Here is a 16248-nt window from a genome sequence, read left to right as displayed (position 1 = left end):
GCGTGAAGGGATTAAATCAAGGGTTTTCACTAGTGGTTCTGAGGCAATAGAAAAGCCCGTCCACCGTTGCCGGTGGCGGGCTTCATCGGGGCGGGCGTGCGCTCAGGAAGGTTGCTGCGGTGTGGGGCGCGTGCGGTAGAACTGCATGGGGGTTTCCTTCATTTCCCGGGCATGTTGGTTGAGTACTGATTTCTTCATCTTGCCCACCACATGCATTTCGCAGGGCTTGCAGTCAAAACGCAGCGTGAGCTTCTCCTTGCCGTTGATCAGCTGCAGCGGCTCGGCCTTGATGGTGCCCTTGACACCGATCACGCCCTTGGCCTGCTTGGGGCACAGGCTCATCGAGAAGCGCACGCAGTGCTTGGTGATCATCAGCGAGACTTCGCCTTCCTCCTCCTTGCTCTCGTAGGCGGCGTCGATGATCTTCACGCCATGCTTGACGTAGAAGTCATGGGCTTTCTGGTTGTAGACATTGGCCAGGTAGGTCAGCGTGTCTTCAGGGAAAGGCACGGGGGGCTCCACGGGCTTGGCGCGGGGCAGTCGCACAAAGCCGTCGGCGCGGGCTTGCTCCAATGCGGCTACGGCGTCGCGGCGCAGCTGGTTCAGCACCGATGCCGGAACAAACCAGGGCTGGCTCAGATTCAGCGACATATCGTTCACTGAGAACACTGTCGCGCCAAAACGTCCCAGCTGCTCGCGCAACGATGCCTGCGCCTTTGCAGCATCCGAAGCGCTCTGGTGCACATGCTCGATGGCGGCCGTGCCGACGAAGCCGTCTTCATCGGTCAGCGTCAGCGCAAAGCCGCAAGCCGTTTCCTTGAACTCGGCCCACAGCCCGATGCGGCGTTCGCTGGACTTCTTCTCCAGCGTGCGCACCCAGTCCATATCGCGGTTGCGGTTGATTTCGAGGCCCTTGCGCAGATCCTTGAACTCGGCAATCTCGTTCTTCGGGAAGACACGCCAGATGCCTTTTCTGGCACTCACGCATTCGGCACGATTAATGTGCACGCCCACCAGTTCCTTTTGCAGATCGTAGTAGCACAGTCCGTCGCCGTTGTGCAGTTCGGCGGCCTTGTCGCTGGTCTCGATCTCGAACCACTTGTCGCCAACCTGGGTTACCCAGCCGATGGCGCGACCGGGAGTCTTGGGCGTGTCGAAGGCGCCGATGTCGTCCTTGCGGCCGTTGACGAAGTAGTCGGTGAACTCGCGGTTGAAATTCTGGTCCGGGTCGGGCTCGAACGAGAAAGTGGTGCGGCCTGACGACGAGCGCGCCAGCGGCTGATCGGAGAACTCGCGCTCCTCGATGATTTCGTCGAGCAGCTTGCGGTAGTGGGCCGTGATGTTCTTCACATAGCCCATGTCCTTGTAGCGGCCCTCGATCTTGAAGCTGCGCACGCCGGCATCGATCAGCGCACGCAGGTTGTCGCTCTGGTTGTTGTCCTTCATGGACAGCACATGCTTTTCATGCGCGATGATGCGGCCGCTGGCGTCCGTCACCTCATAGGGCAGACGGCAGGCCTGGTTGCAGTCGCCGCGGTTGGCGCTGCGTCCCGTATGGGCATGGCTGATGAAGCACTGGCCCGAGTAGGCCACGCACAGTGCGCCATGCACAAAGTATTCGATGGTGGTGCGGCTCGGGTCTGTCGCGGCGCGCACGGCGGCAATCTGCTGGAGATCCAGCTCGCGTGCCAGCACGATCTGCGACAGGCCGGCGTCCTGCAGAAAGCGGGCCTTTTCGGGCGTGCGGATATCGGTCTGGGTGGACGCGTGCAGCTGGATGGGCGGCAGATCGAGTTCCAGCAGGCCCATGTCCTGGATGATCAGTGCATCGGCGCCGGCGTGGTAGATCTGCCAGGCCATGTCGCGGGCACCTTGCAGTTCGTCGTCGCGCAAGATGGTGTTGAGCGTGATGAAGATGCGGCTGCCGAAGCGGTGGGCATGCTTGATGAGCCGCTCCAGGTCGCGGATGTCATTGCCTGCCGTCGCGCGCGCGCCAAAGGCCGGGCCGCCGATGTAGACGGCGTCCGCGCCATGATTGACGGCTTCGATGCCGATATCGGCATCACGCGCCGGGGACAGGAGTTCGAGCTGGTGGGGCAGGAGAGACATAGGGGCAGGATTATCTCAGCAAGCCCCGGTTCCGGCACGGCGGCGGGTAATCGCCCGTCTCAGACTCCGCGCGGACTGAAGGTTCGGGGGAAAACCACGGGCCCGCTGCGGTCCGCCAGCCGGTAGCCCATGGCGGGACGGTTCGATGTGCCTTCCACATGTCCGGCCTCAAGCAGAAAGTTCGCGGCCAGCATGCGGGTACGAAAGCCGCTCTTGTCCACGCTGCGTCCCAGCACGGTTTCATAGACTTGCTGCAGCTGCGGCAGGGTGAAAGGCTCGCTTAGCAGAAAAGCGGGCAGCGAGGTGTATTCGACCTTGCTGCGCAGCCTCTCCACTGCTGCTTGCAGGATGTGGCCATGATCGAATGCCAGTGCGGGCCGCCGCAGCAATTCATCAACGTCGAACCAGTCCACATCGGCAGCATTCGCGCCTTTGGTCAGTTGCAGCTCATGCGCAGGAATCAGCGCAAAGTACACATGGGTGGCCGACCAGCCACGCGGGTCGCGCTGTGCGCTGCCCCAGCTGCCGAGCTGCTCCAGATAGGGGCTGGCCACGCCCGTCTTCTCCTTGAGCTTGCGTGCGGCGCAGGCCTGCAGATCGGCATCCAGATCCACATTCACAAATCCGCCGGGCAGGGCCCAGAGGCCGGGGAATGGATCATCTTCGTTCCCTGGGCGTTGCACCAGCAAGACATGCAAGCGGCCTTGCGCAACCGTGAAGATCACCACATCCACCGTGGTGTAGGGACGGGGAAAGTCCGGCGCTGGCTTGGCGTGACGCTGTGTAACGGTCATGAATCAGGCTTGACGGGATGAAGAATGGGTTGTATTGTACAACTTGCATAAGTTGTTTAGTGCAACTTATTGGGTTCGGCACGCCGAAGCAAAGCCTTGCAGCCCGTCAGGCCCAGCGAGTGTGGGCGCGACTGGCTTGTCGCGACCCGCGCCGCATGGATGGCTGCCACGGCAGTGCATTCCGCTGCGGGTAGCCGGGTTGGCCGGTTGGAGCATAGAAAGAGAAAAGAGAACAAGAAAATGAATGATCGCCAGACCACCGCACGCAGCAGGTTCCTCAGCCTGGTGCTCAGGCACAGTCCCGAGACCATCGGTCTCCAGCTCGACGAGGCCGGCTGGGCCCGGACCGATGAACTGCTGGCCTGCCTGGCACGCTCGGGCCGGCCGACCCGCCTCGAAGAGCTGCAGCGCATCGTGGCGGACAACAACAAGCAGCGCTATTCCTTCAGCGCGGATGGCAAGCGCATACGCGCCAATCAGGGCCACTCCATCAAGGTCGAACTGGGTCTTGAAGCCAGCAGCCCTCCGGCAGTGCTCTACCACGGCACGGCCACGCGTTTTCTGAATGCGATTTTTCATGAGGGCCTGAACCGGCAGTCACGTCACCATGTCCATCTGTCCGAAAGCGTGGAAGTGGCCTCTCAGGTCGGCAGTCGCCATGGCAAGCTGGCGCTGCTGCAGGTGGACGCCGCGCGCATGCAGAGCGAGGGCCATGTGTTCCTGCGCTCCGACAACGGCGTGTGGCTGACCGATGCCGTGCCGGTCCGCTATCTGCAGAAGCTGACGCCATGACGTCCTCGAGCCTCATCGCGCTCGACGCGGACGGCGTATTGCTCGACTACAACCTGGCATATGCATCCGCCTGGGAGCAGGTCTTTGGCGAGCGGCCCGTGCTGAGGCGGCCCGACGCCTACTGGGCCATGGATCGCTGGGGTGTTGCCAGCCTGCAGGAGGAGGCCCTGGGCCGCTTTCGCGCCAGCCTTGATGCGCAGTTCTGGTCCAGCATTCCCGCGATTGCGGGGGCGCTCCATGCGTGCGAGCAGCTGTGCAGCGCCGGCTACGAGCTAGTCTGCGTGTCGGCGATCAAGCCACAGTTCGCCGAGGCCCGGCAGGCCAATCTGCGGCGGCTGGGCTTTCCCATCGCGCGCGTGATCGCCACCAGCGGCCGTGCCGCTCCTGGCCTCAGTCCCAAGGCCCAAGTCCTGGCGCAGTTGCAGCCCCTGGCCTTTGTCGATGATTTCCTGCCGTATTTCGAAGGCGTGGGTGCCCGGATTCACAAAGCCCTGGTGCTGCGCGAGCAGGGCGGATCGCCGAACGCCGGGCCGGGCCTGAAGCGCATTGACTCCACCCATGCCAATCTGGCGGGATTTGCCCGCTGGTGGCTGAACCCTTATCAAGAAGAACAGACATGAACCGAGATTACGACATTCGATCCGTCGCCGACCTGGTGGCCCTGCTCGATCAGGGCTACCGCCCCAAATACCTTTGCTTCTGGGGCCATCAGGCTGAAAAGAATGGCTCGGCGGGCAAAGGCTGCCTGAGCCAGTGGTTTCCTGCCCCATTCATCGTCGATGGGGACCGCTTTGCCACGGCGGAGCATTTCATGATGGCCGGCAAGGCGCGGCTGTTCGGCGATGAAGTGGCTCGCGCCCAGGTGCTGGCTGCGCCGTCTCCAGCCAGTGCCAAGCAGATCGGGCGCAGCGTGCGCAACTTCGACGAGGCACGCTGGAAGGCGGAGTGCTTCGACATTGTGGTGCGTGCCAATGTCGCCAAATTCGTGCAGAACCCGGCCATGGCGGAGTTTCTGCTGAGAACCGGTGAGCGTGTGCTGGTCGAGGCCAGTCCGCGCGATCGAATCTGGGGTATCGGCCTGGGCGCAGCCCACCCCGACGCCGAGCAGCCGCGCAAATGGCTCGGACAGAACCTGCTGGGTTTTGCGCTGATGGCCGCGCGCGCTCAGTTGAGAGCCGGGCAATGAGGACGCCGGACCGCTTTGAAGGCGCTCTGCTGGGGCTGGCCTGCGGCGATGCCGTGGGCACGACGCTGGAGTTTCAGGCGCGTGGCAGCTTCCTCCCGTTGACCGACATGGTCGGGGGCGGGCCGTTTTCGCTGAAGCCCGGACAATGGACGGATGACACGTCCATGGCTCTGTGCCTGGCCGAGAGCCTGCTCGTCAAGGGCGATTGCGACCCCGGTGACCAGATGACACGCTATGCCAACTGGTATCAGTGGGGCTACTGGAGCTCCACCGGTCACTGCTTCGATATCGGCATGGCAACGCGCGAGGCGATACAGCACTATCTGCGCACCGGCAACGCACTGGCCGGCAGCGAAGATGCGCGCAGCGCCGGCAACGGCTCGCTGATGCGGCTGGCTCCCGTGGCCATGGCCTACGCTCATGACGAGCGCGCGGCCCAGGAGCAGGCGGTGTTGAGCTCGCGCACCACCCATGCGGCAGCGGAGTGCCTGGATGCCTGCCGCCTGTTTGCCGTGGCATTGAGCCGCGCCCTGCGGGGCGCAGACAAGGCTCAGGTGCTGGACCTGGCCGCGCTGCCGTTGGGCAGCCCAGGCATCGCCGAGATTGCACAGGGCCGCTGGCGCAGCAAAAACCGCGAGCAGATCCGGAGCTCAGGCTATGTGGTGCACAGTCTGGAGGCCGCCCTGTGGTGTTTCGAGCGACATGAGAGCTTTGAAGCTGCCGTGCTGGAGGCTGCCAATCTGGGGGACGATGCCGACACCACGGCGGCCATCGTCGGCCAGATTGCGGGGGCGTTCTGGGGGCGCAGCGGCATTCCGGTGCATTGGCTGGAAAGACTGCATCAGCAGGCCGATATCCGGGCGCTGGCGCAGTCCCTCCATGCGCTCAACCAGGCGCTTGCCCCATAGCTGGCACGGCCATCTCTTGAACGTGGGGCCTGTGCAGCTCCTGCAATCGGGCCACAGGCTCCCGGAGGTCGCACAATCATGGCGGCATGCTGCACCTGGCCTGTCAGGGCTGCGGTGCCTGCGAACGTGACGGATTGCTTTTTCCGTGAAAAGCGGGTGCGGCGGCCCGTAAAATCCGACATGGCAGGCGACATCGCTGTCCTCGGCATATGCGCTGGCGGTGTGGCGGTGCGCGAGCGAGCTTGCCAGCTTCCGCAGCCCTGTCGTCAGCAATCGCCGTCTGCGCGCAAGGCCGGAAGATCCGATCCCGATCCGGCAGCCTTTTTTCATGCAGCGTTGCTGCATGGAACGGGTCTTCGGTTGCACATTGACGTGGCACGCAAGATTTGCCGACACGCTGCAGGCTCCGGTCTGGCGTAGGCTTGCATGCCACAGCCTTCCGCTTCATCAAGGAGAAAGCATGTCCATGAATGATCGCTCGTCCCAGGGCCGCCGTGTTCTCACCTCGTCTGTCCTGAGCCTGGCGCTGGTCGCCGTGTCCCTGTCGGCTGCTTTTGCGGCGGACGCGGAAAAGCCGCTGGTGGTGCGCATCGCCCATGGCGGCCCGGTCTCGGGCCCCATCGCAGGCCTGGGAAAGGATGAGGAGAACGGCGTGCGCATGGCGATTGACGAGCTCAACGCCCGCAAGCTGCAACTGGGCGGGCGGCCTGTGCAGTGGAAGCTGGAGGCCGGTGACGATGCGGGCGACCCCGGTCAGGCCGCGGCGCTGGCACGCCGATTCTGCGACAAGAAGGTGGCGGCCGTGGTGGGGCATCTTCAGTCAGGCACGACCTTGCCCGCCGCCAAGATCTACAACGACTGCGGTATTCCCAATATCACCCCTGCAGCCACCAATCCCGCGATCACCGAGGCCGGCTATGACGACACCTTCCGCGTCATCGCCAATGACCGTGCCATGGTCAATGCCTTGCTGGACTATGCCGTCAAGCATCAGGGTGTCAGACGCATCGCGATCGTGGACGATCGCACGGCCTATGGACAGGGTATCGTCAAGCTGTTTGAAGCCGCAGCGGCCGAGCGCGATGTGCAGATCGTCGACAAGCAGTACACCAGCGACAAGGTCACGCAGTTCTCGTCCATTCTCACCGCCATCAAGGGCCGCAAACCCGATGCAATCTTCTTCGGCGGACTCGACGCCCAGGCCGGGCTCATGCTGCGCCAGATGTCGCAGCTTGCCATGAATCAGGTGAAGTTCCTGGGCGGCGATGCGCAATGCTCGGAGCGCCTGCCAGCCCTGGCGGACAGGGTGCCGGCGCTCAGGAATGTGGTTTGCGTGATGAGCGGCAGCTCCCTGGGCAATATGCCGGGGGGGCTGCACTGGAAGCAAAGATACGACCAGCACTTTCCCGGCCAGTATCAGGTCTACAGCCCTTACGCCTATGACGCGACCATGGTGCTGGCCAAGGCCATGCTGAGCGCCGATTCAGCCCAGGCCGAGGCGTATCTTCCGCGCCTGCGCCAGATCCGTCACGAGGGCGTGACCGGCACGATTGCCTTTGATTCGCAGGGCGAGCTGCAGAGTCCGCGTGTCACGCTGTATGGCTATGACTCCGGGGAGCGCAGGGAACTGGTGATCAGCGGCCATTGAGCGGAACAGGTTGTTCAAGCAATGGCCACTCGCGACTTGTCCGTCGGACGCATATAGCTATGGATCTGGATCTTTCCGTGCATGAGCACTTCATGCGCCAGGCGCTGGAGCAGGCGCGCTGCGCCGCCGCCTGCGGCGAGGTGCCGGTGGGGGCCGTGGTCGTCAAGGACGGGAACGTCATAGGCCGAGGCCATAACAGCCCGCTGTCGGCCCAGGACCCGACAGCCCATGCCGAGGTGCAGGCCCTGCGCGAGGCGGCACGGACTCTTGGCAACTACCGGCTCGAAGGCTGCACGCTGTATGTGACGCTGGAGCCCTGCACCATGTGCAGCGGTGCCATGCTGCATGCGCGCGTGGACGCCGTGGTCTATGGTGCGGCCGAGCCTCGGACGGGGGCGGCCGGATCGGTGCTCGATGTGTTCGGCTACGCCGCCATCAATCACCGGACACGGGTGCTGCGTGGCGTGCTCGCCGGGGAATGCGCAGCCCTGATGGCCGAATTCTTTCAGCGTCGCCGCCGGGAGCAGAAGGCGCAGCAGCCGCATCCGCTCAGGGACTGGGCGCTGCGCAATGGCGATGAGGCGTTCGCCGACCTTCCCGGCTGGCCCTGGGGTGCGCACTGGCGCAGCGACCTGCCGGCGCTGCAGGGGCTGCGACTGTCCGTGGTCGATGAAGGACCCGAGGACGCCGCGCTGACCTGGCTGTGTGTGCATGGCTGCCCGGGCTGGGGCTATGGCTTCCGGCATCTGATGCCCGAATTGCTGGCCGCCGGTCATCGTGTGGTGGTGCCCGATCTGCCGGGTTTCGGCCGCAGCGACCAGCCCAAGAAAGACCAACGGCACAGCGCGCAATGGCATTCGCAGGTCCTCGCAGAACTGATCGAAGCGCTCGACCTGCGGCGGCTGGTGCTGGTCGGGCAGGGCGATGGCGGCCGCCTGGGTCTGGCCGCAGCCCAAGCCCGGCCTGAGCGGTTCGCCGGGGCATGGCTCATCGATACCTGGCCGCTGAACGCACAGCCAGAGCAGCGTCGGCAATGGTTTGAACAGGCTGCGCGCAAACCGGCCTGGAATGTGGCCAGGGCCATGGCCGCCTTGGAAGGGCCGAGCAATGCCGGGGAAGCCGAGAGGCATGAAGAGCTGCGGGCCTGGAATGCCCCGTTTGCGCAGCCTGGCCATCGTGCCGCGCTCAGGGCCTGGCCGCGGCTGCAGACCGAGCTGGCAGCGCCGCCCGCCGGACTGCTGCAGCAGTGGGCGAAGGCCGGCAGGCTGTGGCTACAGCCCGCTGCCGCGCAGCAGCCCGTGTCTGCTGCGCAATGGCACGCGGCCTGGCTGCAGGCCGTGCCGCAACTGGCTGCGCATGCAGGTGCCTGGCGGCAAACCCGGCCTGGTGCTCCGGTTCCTGCAGCAGGGCAGGGCGGCGGAGCTGCGGCTGTGGAATACTTTGCGCCGTAGCCCGATCGGCCAGGCCGGCGGAGCAAGCATCTGAACCAGGACTTATGCAAACAAGAATGCAACAAGGGCCCGCCTTCCGAGGCAGTCGCCCGGCCTGAACCTGTTTTGCGCAAGTCGCATGAACTTCTGAATCTGCGGATTCACCCACTTTTCACGGAGCATGCGGCCGGTGGCCGCATGAAAAGGCTTTGGCAACCTCGCGCAAATCCCCTGCATCCACTACAACGGCCCAGCACCACGCCCATTCGCACGGGCAGGAGCCTGCCCAACAGGCACATGTGCATGACGAGCACTGCAGCCATGAGCACGGCCACCACGATCATCACGACCATGTGCACAGCGCCGATGGCAGCTGCTGCGGCCATGATCACCGCCCTGGCGCCAAGCACATCTATATCTATTCCCCCTCGGGGGCGGTGCGCGACAAGGCGGCCTTCCAGCGCGGCATCAAGCAGCTGGAGGCTCTGGGCCATGAGGTGGAGGTCGACACCGATGCGCTGGCCAGCAGCCAGCGCTTTGCGGGGGACGACGCCACCCGTCTGGCCGCCATCCATCGCGCAGCCGCCAGCGGAGCCGATGTGGCGCTGATTTCGCGCGGCGGCTACGGTCTCACGCGCATCCTGCCGGGCATCAAGTACAAGACCGTGGCCAAGGCGATTGCGGGCGGCACCAAGTTTGTCGGCCTCAGCGATTTCACGGCTTTTCAGCTGGCCGTGCTGGCGCAGACCGGCTCGGTCACCTGGGCCGGCCCTGCGCTCAACGCCGACTTCGGTGTGGACAGCAAAAAGACCGGCCAGCCCGTGGACGACATCATGCTGGACTGCTTCGAGGACCTGCTCAGTGGCCAGGGGGAAGGCGCAGGCTGGCAGATGCCCCGGATTGGCGAGCTGCCCAATGGCAAACCCCAGCTCAAGGACTTCTATGTTCCCGGCGCAGCCACCTTGTGGGGCGGCAATCTGGCGGTGCTGGTGTCCCTGCTGGGGACGCCCTACTTTCCGCAGGTCGATGGCGGCATTCTGTTCATCGAAGACGTGGGCGAGCATCCCTACCGGATCGAGCGCATGCTGACGCAGCTGCTGCTGGCGGGCGTGCTGCAGAAGCAGAAAGCCATCGTCTTCGGCCAGTTCACCGAATTCAAGCTCACCGCGCACGACAAGGGCTTCAAGCTGCAGACCGTCATCGACTGGCTGCGCATGCAGCTCAAGCGCCCCGTGCTGCAAGGCCTGCCCTTCGGGCATGTGCCCACCAAGGTATTGCTGCCTGTGGGGGCGCAGGTGTCGCTGTCCGTGGAAGGACGCGATGCGCTGATCTACTGGGGACATGTCTGAGGGCGGTCTTCCGCCGCGGACGCCGCTAGCGTCACCAGCATGGCCTGCGCCTTGTGCTGCGCCCGATGGCTCTCTATCTGATAGCTGTTGGCGTAGGCCGCATATGGGCTGAAAGCCAATCTGGCTTGAAATTTTGGAGATCGGAAAGGACGCACGCATGGGCAAGGCTGCACTGCAGTGGACCGAGGAAATGCTGGCCTGCCTGGGCCGGGAGAAAGATGCCGTGCTGGCCGAGCGCTGGGGCACATCGGCCAAGACGGTCAACCTCAAGCGCAATGCGCTGGGCATCCCGGCTTACGGGCATTTCCAGTGGACCCCTCAAGCGCTTGCTCTGCTGGGCCAGGAGGCTGATGCCGAGGTGGCAAGGCAGCTGGGCATCAGCAAGGCCAGCGTGGTGGCCAGGCGTACCGAGCTGGGTATTGCCTCGGTGACGGGCGCTGTTGCCAGCAGTGCTTTTGACTGGTGCGACGAGGCGGTGGCCTTGCTGGGCACCGCGTCCGATGCCAGGATTGCCGAGCAACTGGGCCTGAGCCGCCTGACGGTCTACAACGCTCGCATCGCCCGAGGGATCGCGGCTGCGGGCCGGGGAGCCGGCAAGCGCCGCGAGCCATGAGCTTCGCTGGCGCACCGGCCTCCGGGCCGGGGCCGACATGGCCGCAGACCCCTCTGCGCGCGGTATTGCTGGGCTGGGTATGGCTGGCGGTGCTTGCGGGCTTTTCCCACTGGCTGACGCGCCTGCCGCCCTGGGCCTGGCTGCTCGCCGTCCTGCTGCTGGTGCTGCTGCCCGCCTGGGGACACTGGCTGCTCTTGATGCTGCGCAAAAAGCTGCTGCGCCTGCAGTTTGCGCCACACGGGCATATGGGCCGCTGGCTGTCCGGGGGCTGGTGGTCAGGCTGCAAGGCATTGGCGCTGGCCTTGCTGTTGTGCACCAGCGCACTCTGGCAGTCATGGTTTTTGGCGCCCTGGGAGTGGGGGCTGCTGGCACTGGCTCCCTTGCTCCATGTCTTGCTGGCCTCGGGCATGCAGGCGGGGCTGAAGCGAGAGTTCTCATCGACGGCCTTTGCCTGGGCCTTCACCCAGCGTGCTGCGACCTGGCTGCTGCTGGTGTTGCTGGGTGGTGGCTGGCTCTATGGCATGGCGAGTCAGCAGGATCTGGGGCGGGCGCTGTCGGCCGGCATGGAGCCCGAATCGCTGGATCTTGCGCTGGCCCGGATTCATGCTGCGCCCTCGGGGCTGGTGCGCTGGGGGCTGGATGCCCTTCTGGCCGTGCAACTGGCGAGTGGGGCCATGGCCGACCTGCCTCAGATGCCCGTGCTGCGCCTGTTGTTGCTGGCGCTGTTTGGCCCGGTCGGCGTGCTGCTGTGCCTGGGGCGCGCCATGCAAGGGGCATCGGCTTCCTCGGCCCTCCTGCAGCAGGCCAGGCCCTCCGGGACGGAGTGCAACGGCGTGTCTTCGTCCGCAGCGCCTTTGCGGGCCCTGCTGGCAGTGCTGGTGCTGGGCATTCTGGTGCAGACCGCCGCCAGTCTCGACGGGCTGGCACGTGCACACGACAGTCCTCTGGCACTCAGGCGTCTGCCCGAGTGCGAGCGCATTGGGCCGCAACTCTACAGTCTCGGCACGCTGGACGCCACACGCCAGCAGGTTCTGCAGCTGCTAGGCCGGGCCCAGGCCGGACAGGCCCTGTGCCAGAGCATCCCGGAGATGGGCCGGCAGCTGGATGCCGCCGTCGAGCGCTATCTGGACTGGTATTTCAGTCTGGGGGCGGAGTGGGGCCGCATCCTCAGTCTGCTCACCGGCGACGTGAGCCAGTTTCTGCAGAACAAGCTCAGCGAAACCCTGGGAGCCACGCCAGGTCTGGAGGGCTGGGTGCAGACTCTGCAAAAGCAGGCATTGAGCAGCGGCGCTGCTCTGGCCGAGGGCCAGCAGCGCATCGAGGAAACCCTGGCGCGCCATCATCTGGCGCTGAGTCCCGAGCAATGTCTGGTGCGTGCCGAGGTGGCCAGCCTGCCTGCGCTGGAGCTTCTGGGCGATGCACGCCAGCGGCTGACGGCCAGCGCCCTGGTGGGCACGGGGGGCGGTGCTTTTGCCGCGGCCGTTGCAGGCAAAGCCATGGCCAAGGCCTCGATGAAGGCCGCCGGCAAGGTGCTGGCCAAGGCCGCTGCCAAGCAGGGTCTGGGCAAGGCCGGGGCAGCGGTAGCCGGTGCGGCCGTGGGCTCCGTCGTTCCTGGTGTCGGCACGGCCGTGGGCGCGGTGGCGGGAGCGGTTGCCGGTGTGGTGCTGGGCGTGGGGATCGACTGGGCAGCTCTCTATGCCGAAGAACTGCTGACACGTGATGCCATGCGCGCCGATCTGCGTGCCTCGCTGGGCGAGCAGCTGCAGGGCCTGAGCCGGGCCATGGGCTGTCCCTAGTCGACCTCGCAGCCGGCCCGATGCGGGGTCAGGAGCCGCGAAAACCTGTGCTGAGGGTGCTGCCTTGGGCTGCATTCCGTCGGGCGCAGGCGTACAGTGAAGTCTCGCTGCAGGAGTTGCATATGCTCAATTACTCCCTCATGAAACCCGAAGGCATCTTGCTGCTGGAGCCCCATGGGCCCCTGACCGAGCAGGATTTCGACGGCGTCAGCCAGGACGTGGACGATTTCCTGGCCGAGCACCCCAAACTCCATGGCGTGATGATTCAGTCCAAGGACTTCCCCGGCTGGGAAAACTGGGCCGGCTTCAGCGCCCACATGGGCTTTGTCAGAGAGCATCGTCATCAGGTGGAGCAGATCGCTCTGGTGACCGACAGTCATCTGGCGGGCATGGCCGAATTCGTCGGCAGGCATCTCACGCATGCCGAGGTCAGGCATTTCCCGTTTACCGACGATGCCATGGCCATGCAGTGGCTGCATGCAGCCTGAGCTGCCTGTCTGAACCAGTCCGGCAACTCTGCCGCCGAGCTGCGGCCGAGTTGCCTGGATCAGCCTAGCCCTGTTTTCGGTGGCCGGTTGTCGCGCTCGAAGCAGTCGCACCGGCGGCTACCTGCTGCGGGGCCTGTGCGTAGCGCTTGAACTCCATGGTGTAGGTGGCGCGGCCCTGCGTCATGGAGCGAAGGTGCGTGGCATAGCCGAACATTTCCGATAGCGGCACCTCGGCCCTGATGGTCTTGCCTTCGCCCGCCATATCGTCCATGCCCTGCACGGTGCCGCGGCGCGAGGACAGGTTGCCCATCACGGCACCCGCGTATTCCTCGGGCGTTTCGACCTCGACGGCCATGATGGGCTCGAGGATCACCGGCTGGGCCTTTTTGCAGGCATCCTTGAAGCCCAGGATGGCGGCCATGCGGAAGGCCTGCTCCGACGAATCCACCTCGTGGTAGGAGCCGAAGGTCAGCCGCACCCGGACATCGACCACCGGGTAGCCGGCCAGAACGCCGGAGTTCGTGGCTTCGCGCAGACCTTTTTCCACGGCGGGGATGAATTCGCGCGGAATCACGCCGCCCTTGATCTCGTCCACGAACTCAAAGCCTTGGCCCGATTCCAGCGGCTCCACGGTGAGCACCACGTGGCCGTACTGCCCCTTGCCGCCGGACTGGCGCACGAACTTGGCGTCCACGTCGCGGACTGTCTGGCGGATGGTCTCGCGGTACGCCACCTGGGGCTTGCCCACGTTGGCGGCCACGTTGAATTCGCGCCTCATACGGTCGACGATGATTTCAAGGTGCAGCTCGCCCATACCGGCAATGATGGTCTGGCCCGACTCCTCGTCGCTGGTGACTCTGAAGGACGGGTCTTCGGCGGCGAGGCGCGCCAGCGCCTGTCCCATTTTTTCCTGATCTGCCTTGCTCCTGGGCTCCACAGCCTGGGCGATCACGGGTTCGGGAAAGGAGATCTTTTCCAGCACGATGGGTGCCTGCGGATCGCACAGCGTCTCCCCGGTGCTCACATCCTTGAGGCCCACGCAGGCCGCGATGTCGCCGGCGCGGATCTCGTCGATCTCCTGACGGGCGTTGGCATGCATCTGCACGATGCGGCCGATGCGCTCCTTCTTGCCCCGAATCGGGTTGTAGACCAGGTCGCCTTTGGCCAATACGCCGGAGTACACGCGCACAAAGGTCAGCTGGCCCACGAAGGGGTCGGTCATGAGCTTGAACGCCAGGGCAGCGAAACTTTCGTCATCACTGGCGTGGCGTACCAGCATCGTGCTGGCGCTGTCGTCTTCGCTATGGCCCTCGACGGCAGGCACATCGAGCGGAGAGGGCATCAGCTCGACAATCGCGTCGAGAAGACGCTGAACGCCCCGGTTCTTGAAGGCCGAGCCGCAGAGCATGGGCTGAATTTCGGTGGCTATCGTGCGAAGCCTCAGGCCGGCGATGATGTCCTCGGCGCCGAGGTCGCCGCTGTCCAGGTATTTCTCGGTCAGTGCTTCATTGGCCTCGGCGGCAGCCTCCACCATCTTCTGGCGCCATTCCTGGGCACTGGCCAGCAGTGCCGGGGGGATCTCCTGGTACTCGAACTTCACGCCCTGCGACTCGTCATCCCAGAAGATGGCTTTCATCCTGATGAGGTCGACGAGGCCGTGAAAATCGGCCTCGGTGCCGATGGGAATGACGATGGGCACAGGGTGGGCCTTGAGACGGTCCACCATCATCTGGCGCACACGAAAGAAGTCGGCGCCTATGCGGTCCATCTTGTTGACGAAGGCCAGGCGCGGCACCTTGTACTTGTTGGCCTGGCGCCAGACGGTCTCCGACTGCGGCTGCACGCCGCCCACGGAGTCGTAGACCATCACAGCGCCGTCGAGCACGCGCATGGAACGCTCGACCTCGATGGTGAAGTCCACGTGTCCGGGGGTGTCGATGATGTTGATGCGGTGGGCCGGGAAGTTGTGCTCCATGCCCGACCAGAAAGCCGTGGTGGCTGCCGAGGTGATGGTGATGCCGCGTTCCTGTTCCTGCTCCATCCAGTCCATGGTGGCAGCGCCGTCATGGACTTCGCCCAGCTTGTGGTTGACGCCGGTGTAGAACAGTATGCGCTCGGTCGTGGTGGTCTTGCCGGCATCGATATGCGCGGAGATGCCGATATTGCGATAGCGTTCTATGGGCGTGTGGCGAGCCATGATGACCTCCCTGAAACACAGTTCTGAAACTGAAACGCCGGCACCACGGCTGCGGTGCCGGCAGGCAGAGAAAACCCAAGGGAAATACTAGAGAGATGGCTACAAGCTCACTGCCAGCGTGGGTATGGTGTGGGGCATGCAACAGCATCGGCAGGCCATGGCCCCGGGCCTCGATTCCGGAGCTCGCCGGGCTTGCCCCTGAATCGGAAACCCTATGCACAAAGGACTTGTGAACATGTCAGAGCAGAGCATTCAGACAGCGGCCCACAAAATGGTCTACATCCTCGTGGTGGAGCAAAGCTTGCGCGCCGGCGAAGGCATGAGCGAGCAAGTGCTTGCCGCCGACCTGCAAAAGCATGGCATCGGTGAAGGCGAGCGCCAGTCTGCGTTGGACTGGGCCGTCGGCAAGGGCTGGCTGGAAAAAGCCGAAGGCGGCGAGGTACGCCTGACCGAAGCCGGCTTCGACATGAATTTCACGCAGTAGCGGCAGGCGTCGGGCAGCGGCCGCCGCCTCGGCGTCTACTCCAGATAGACGCCTTTTTCCTTCTTGCGTGCCCGCATGCCGGTGCGCAGGAACAGCTCGCTGCCGCCTTGCACGGCCAGGGGCTGGCCAGGCTTGCCGCCGTCCTGGGCCAGGTGGGCATCGGCGCGCGCATTCCAGTGCTCCAGCAGGTCTTGCAGGGCAAGGCGCTCCGCTTCGTTCAGCTGCGGATGCTGCTCCAGGAACTCCTGCAGATACTGGCGTGCATCCTGCTCCAGCTGCTCGCGCGTAGTCGCGAGCGAGATATAGCTGATGTCATCGTCGCGCCCGCTGGTATGCGTGCCCAGCAGATAGCAGCCGATATAGTCGCCCCGGGGCTGACCCACGGCCGGGTCCTGGCTGAGTTTCTTGAACAGACTGAAGGGCCACATGCGTTGAATTCCTTGGGACTGACGCA

15 protein-coding genes are annotated in these 16248 nt (G+C 64.7%); 11 read left to right on the top strand and 4 right to left on the bottom strand.

Features of this window, described 5'->3' with window-relative positions; translation table 11 throughout:
• Positions 1-102: 102 nt before the first annotated feature.
• Together E2583_RS19865 and E2583_RS19860 are read right to left on the bottom strand one after the other, a co-directional pair.
• Positions 103-2109 (bottom strand): U32 family peptidase, encoded by a 2007-nt coding sequence (locus E2583_RS19865; protein WP_291597954.1) that lies wholly within the window; start codon positions 2107-2109, stop codon positions 103-105.
• A 59-nt stretch (positions 2110-2168) separates the two neighbouring features.
• Positions 2169-2903 carry an NUDIX domain-containing protein gene (locus tag E2583_RS19860; protein WP_291597953.1) on the bottom strand — a complete coding sequence of 245 codons (735 nt, stop codon included), beginning with the start codon at positions 2901-2903 and terminating at the stop codon, positions 2169-2171.
• Between the two features lie 240 nt (positions 2904-3143).
• On the opposite strand from E2583_RS19860, the gene E2583_RS19855 reads away from it, so the two are divergent.
• The 10 genes from E2583_RS19855 (at position 3144) to E2583_RS19810 (ending at position 13113) form a co-directional block, all read left to right on the top strand.
• Entirely contained in the window at positions 3144-3695 is a 552-nt protein-coding gene (locus E2583_RS19855; RefSeq protein WP_291597952.1) for an RNA 2'-phosphotransferase, read from the top strand.
• Positions 3692-4315 (top strand): HAD family hydrolase, encoded by a 624-nt coding sequence (locus tag E2583_RS19850; protein ID WP_291597951.1) that lies wholly within the window; start codon positions 3692-3694, stop codon positions 4313-4315. Before E2583_RS19855 ends, E2583_RS19850 begins: the two co-directional genes overlap by 4 nt.
• Positions 4312-4881, top strand: a complete 570-nt coding sequence (locus tag E2583_RS19845; protein WP_291597950.1) for an NADAR family protein — start codon at positions 4312-4314, stop codon at positions 4879-4881. Before E2583_RS19850 ends, E2583_RS19845 begins: the two co-directional genes overlap by 4 nt.
• On the top strand, positions 4878-5789 hold the full coding sequence (locus tag E2583_RS19840; protein ID WP_291597949.1) for an ADP-ribosylglycohydrolase family protein: 912 nt from the start codon (positions 4878-4880) through the stop codon (positions 5787-5789). The genes E2583_RS19845 and E2583_RS19840 overlap by 4 nt, the downstream gene beginning before the upstream one ends.
• A gap of 460 nt (positions 5790-6249) precedes the next feature.
• Positions 6250-7437 carry a branched-chain amino acid ABC transporter substrate-binding protein gene (locus E2583_RS19835; protein ID WP_291597948.1) on the top strand — a complete coding sequence of 396 codons (1188 nt, stop codon included), beginning with the start codon at positions 6250-6252 and terminating at the stop codon, positions 7435-7437.
• Between the two features lie 59 nt (positions 7438-7496).
• Complete coding sequence (gene tadA / locus E2583_RS19830) at positions 7497-8888, top strand: tRNA adenosine(34) deaminase TadA (RefSeq protein ID WP_291597947.1); 1392 nt, start codon at positions 7497-7499, stop codon at positions 8886-8888.
• Positions 8889-9166: 278 nt separating this feature from the next.
• The gene (locus tag E2583_RS19825) at positions 9167-10216 is read left to right on the top strand and encodes an LD-carboxypeptidase (protein WP_291597984.1); all 1050 of its coding nucleotides are present in this window, start codon (positions 9167-9169) and stop codon (positions 10214-10216) included.
• Positions 10217-10373: 157 nt separating this feature from the next.
• Entirely contained in the window at positions 10374-10829 is a 456-nt protein-coding gene (locus E2583_RS19820; protein ID WP_291597946.1) for a hypothetical protein, read from the top strand.
• The gene (locus E2583_RS19815) at positions 10826-12625 is read left to right on the top strand and encodes a hypothetical protein (protein ID WP_291597945.1); all 1800 of its coding nucleotides are present in this window, start codon (positions 10826-10828) and stop codon (positions 12623-12625) included. The genes E2583_RS19820 and E2583_RS19815 overlap by 4 nt, the downstream gene beginning before the upstream one ends.
• Before the next feature lie 122 nt (positions 12626-12747).
• Entirely contained in the window at positions 12748-13113 is a 366-nt protein-coding gene (locus tag E2583_RS19810; RefSeq protein ID WP_291597944.1) for an STAS/SEC14 domain-containing protein, read from the top strand.
• 64 nt (positions 13114-13177) lie between these two features.
• Here the strand turns inward: E2583_RS19810 and fusA are convergent, their stop codons facing one another.
• A complete protein-coding gene (gene fusA, locus E2583_RS19805; RefSeq protein ID WP_291597943.1) occupies positions 13178-15310 on the bottom strand; it encodes an elongation factor G in 2133 nt (710 codons plus the stop codon).
• A gap of 235 nt (positions 15311-15545) precedes the next feature.
• On the opposite strand from fusA, the gene E2583_RS19800 reads away from it, so the two are divergent.
• Positions 15546-15794: a hypothetical protein gene (locus E2583_RS19800; protein ID WP_291597941.1), complete on the top strand. Its 249-nt coding sequence runs from the start codon at positions 15546-15548 to the stop codon at positions 15792-15794.
• Between the two features lie 35 nt (positions 15795-15829).
• Here the strand turns inward: E2583_RS19800 and E2583_RS19795 are convergent.
• Positions 15830-16248 (bottom strand): hypothetical protein (locus E2583_RS19795; protein ID WP_291597940.1); only part of this gene is annotated, 419 nt, incomplete at its 5' end.

This window comes from Comamonas sp. (assembly GCF_009360615.1).
GTDB lineage: Bacteria > Pseudomonadota > Gammaproteobacteria > Burkholderiales > Burkholderiaceae_C > Comamonas.
Note: the sequence above shows the minus strand (reverse complement) of the source record. Positions and strands in the feature narration are given on the sequence as shown.

What these genes read in the sequence shown, in the direction of transcription:
- E2583_RS19865 (WP_291597954.1), bottom strand. Translation starts at nt 2,109, where the DNA reads ATGTCTCTCCTGCCCCACCAGCTCGAACTCCTGTCCCCGGCGCGTGAT.
- E2583_RS19860 (WP_291597953.1), bottom strand. Translation starts at nt 2,903, where the DNA reads ATGACCGTTACACAGCGTCACGCCAAGCCAGCGCCGGACTTTCCCCGT.
- E2583_RS19855 (WP_291597952.1), top strand. Translation starts at nt 3,144, where the DNA reads ATGAATGATCGCCAGACCACCGCACGCAGCAGGTTCCTCAGCCTGGTG.
- E2583_RS19850 (WP_291597951.1), top strand. Translation starts at nt 3,692, where the DNA reads ATGACGTCCTCGAGCCTCATCGCGCTCGACGCGGACGGCGTATTGCTC.
- E2583_RS19845 (WP_291597950.1), top strand. Translation starts at nt 4,312, where the DNA reads ATGAACCGAGATTACGACATTCGATCCGTCGCCGACCTGGTGGCCCTG.
- E2583_RS19840 (WP_291597949.1), top strand. Translation starts at nt 4,878, where the DNA reads ATGAGGACGCCGGACCGCTTTGAAGGCGCTCTGCTGGGGCTGGCCTGC.
- E2583_RS19835 (WP_291597948.1), top strand. Translation starts at nt 6,250, where the DNA reads ATGTCCATGAATGATCGCTCGTCCCAGGGCCGCCGTGTTCTCACCTCG.
- tadA (WP_291597947.1), top strand. Translation starts at nt 7,497, where the DNA reads ATGGATCTGGATCTTTCCGTGCATGAGCACTTCATGCGCCAGGCGCTG.
- E2583_RS19820 (WP_291597946.1), top strand. Translation starts at nt 10,374, where the DNA reads ATGGGCAAGGCTGCACTGCAGTGGACCGAGGAAATGCTGGCCTGCCTG.
- E2583_RS19815 (WP_291597945.1), top strand. Translation starts at nt 10,826, where the DNA reads ATGAGCTTCGCTGGCGCACCGGCCTCCGGGCCGGGGCCGACATGGCCG.
- E2583_RS19810 (WP_291597944.1), top strand. Translation starts at nt 12,748, where the DNA reads ATGCTCAATTACTCCCTCATGAAACCCGAAGGCATCTTGCTGCTGGAG.
- fusA (WP_291597943.1), bottom strand. Translation starts at nt 15,310, where the DNA reads ATGGCTCGCCACACGCCCATAGAACGCTATCGCAATATCGGCATCTCC.
- E2583_RS19800 (WP_291597941.1), top strand. Translation starts at nt 15,546, where the DNA reads ATGTCAGAGCAGAGCATTCAGACAGCGGCCCACAAAATGGTCTACATC.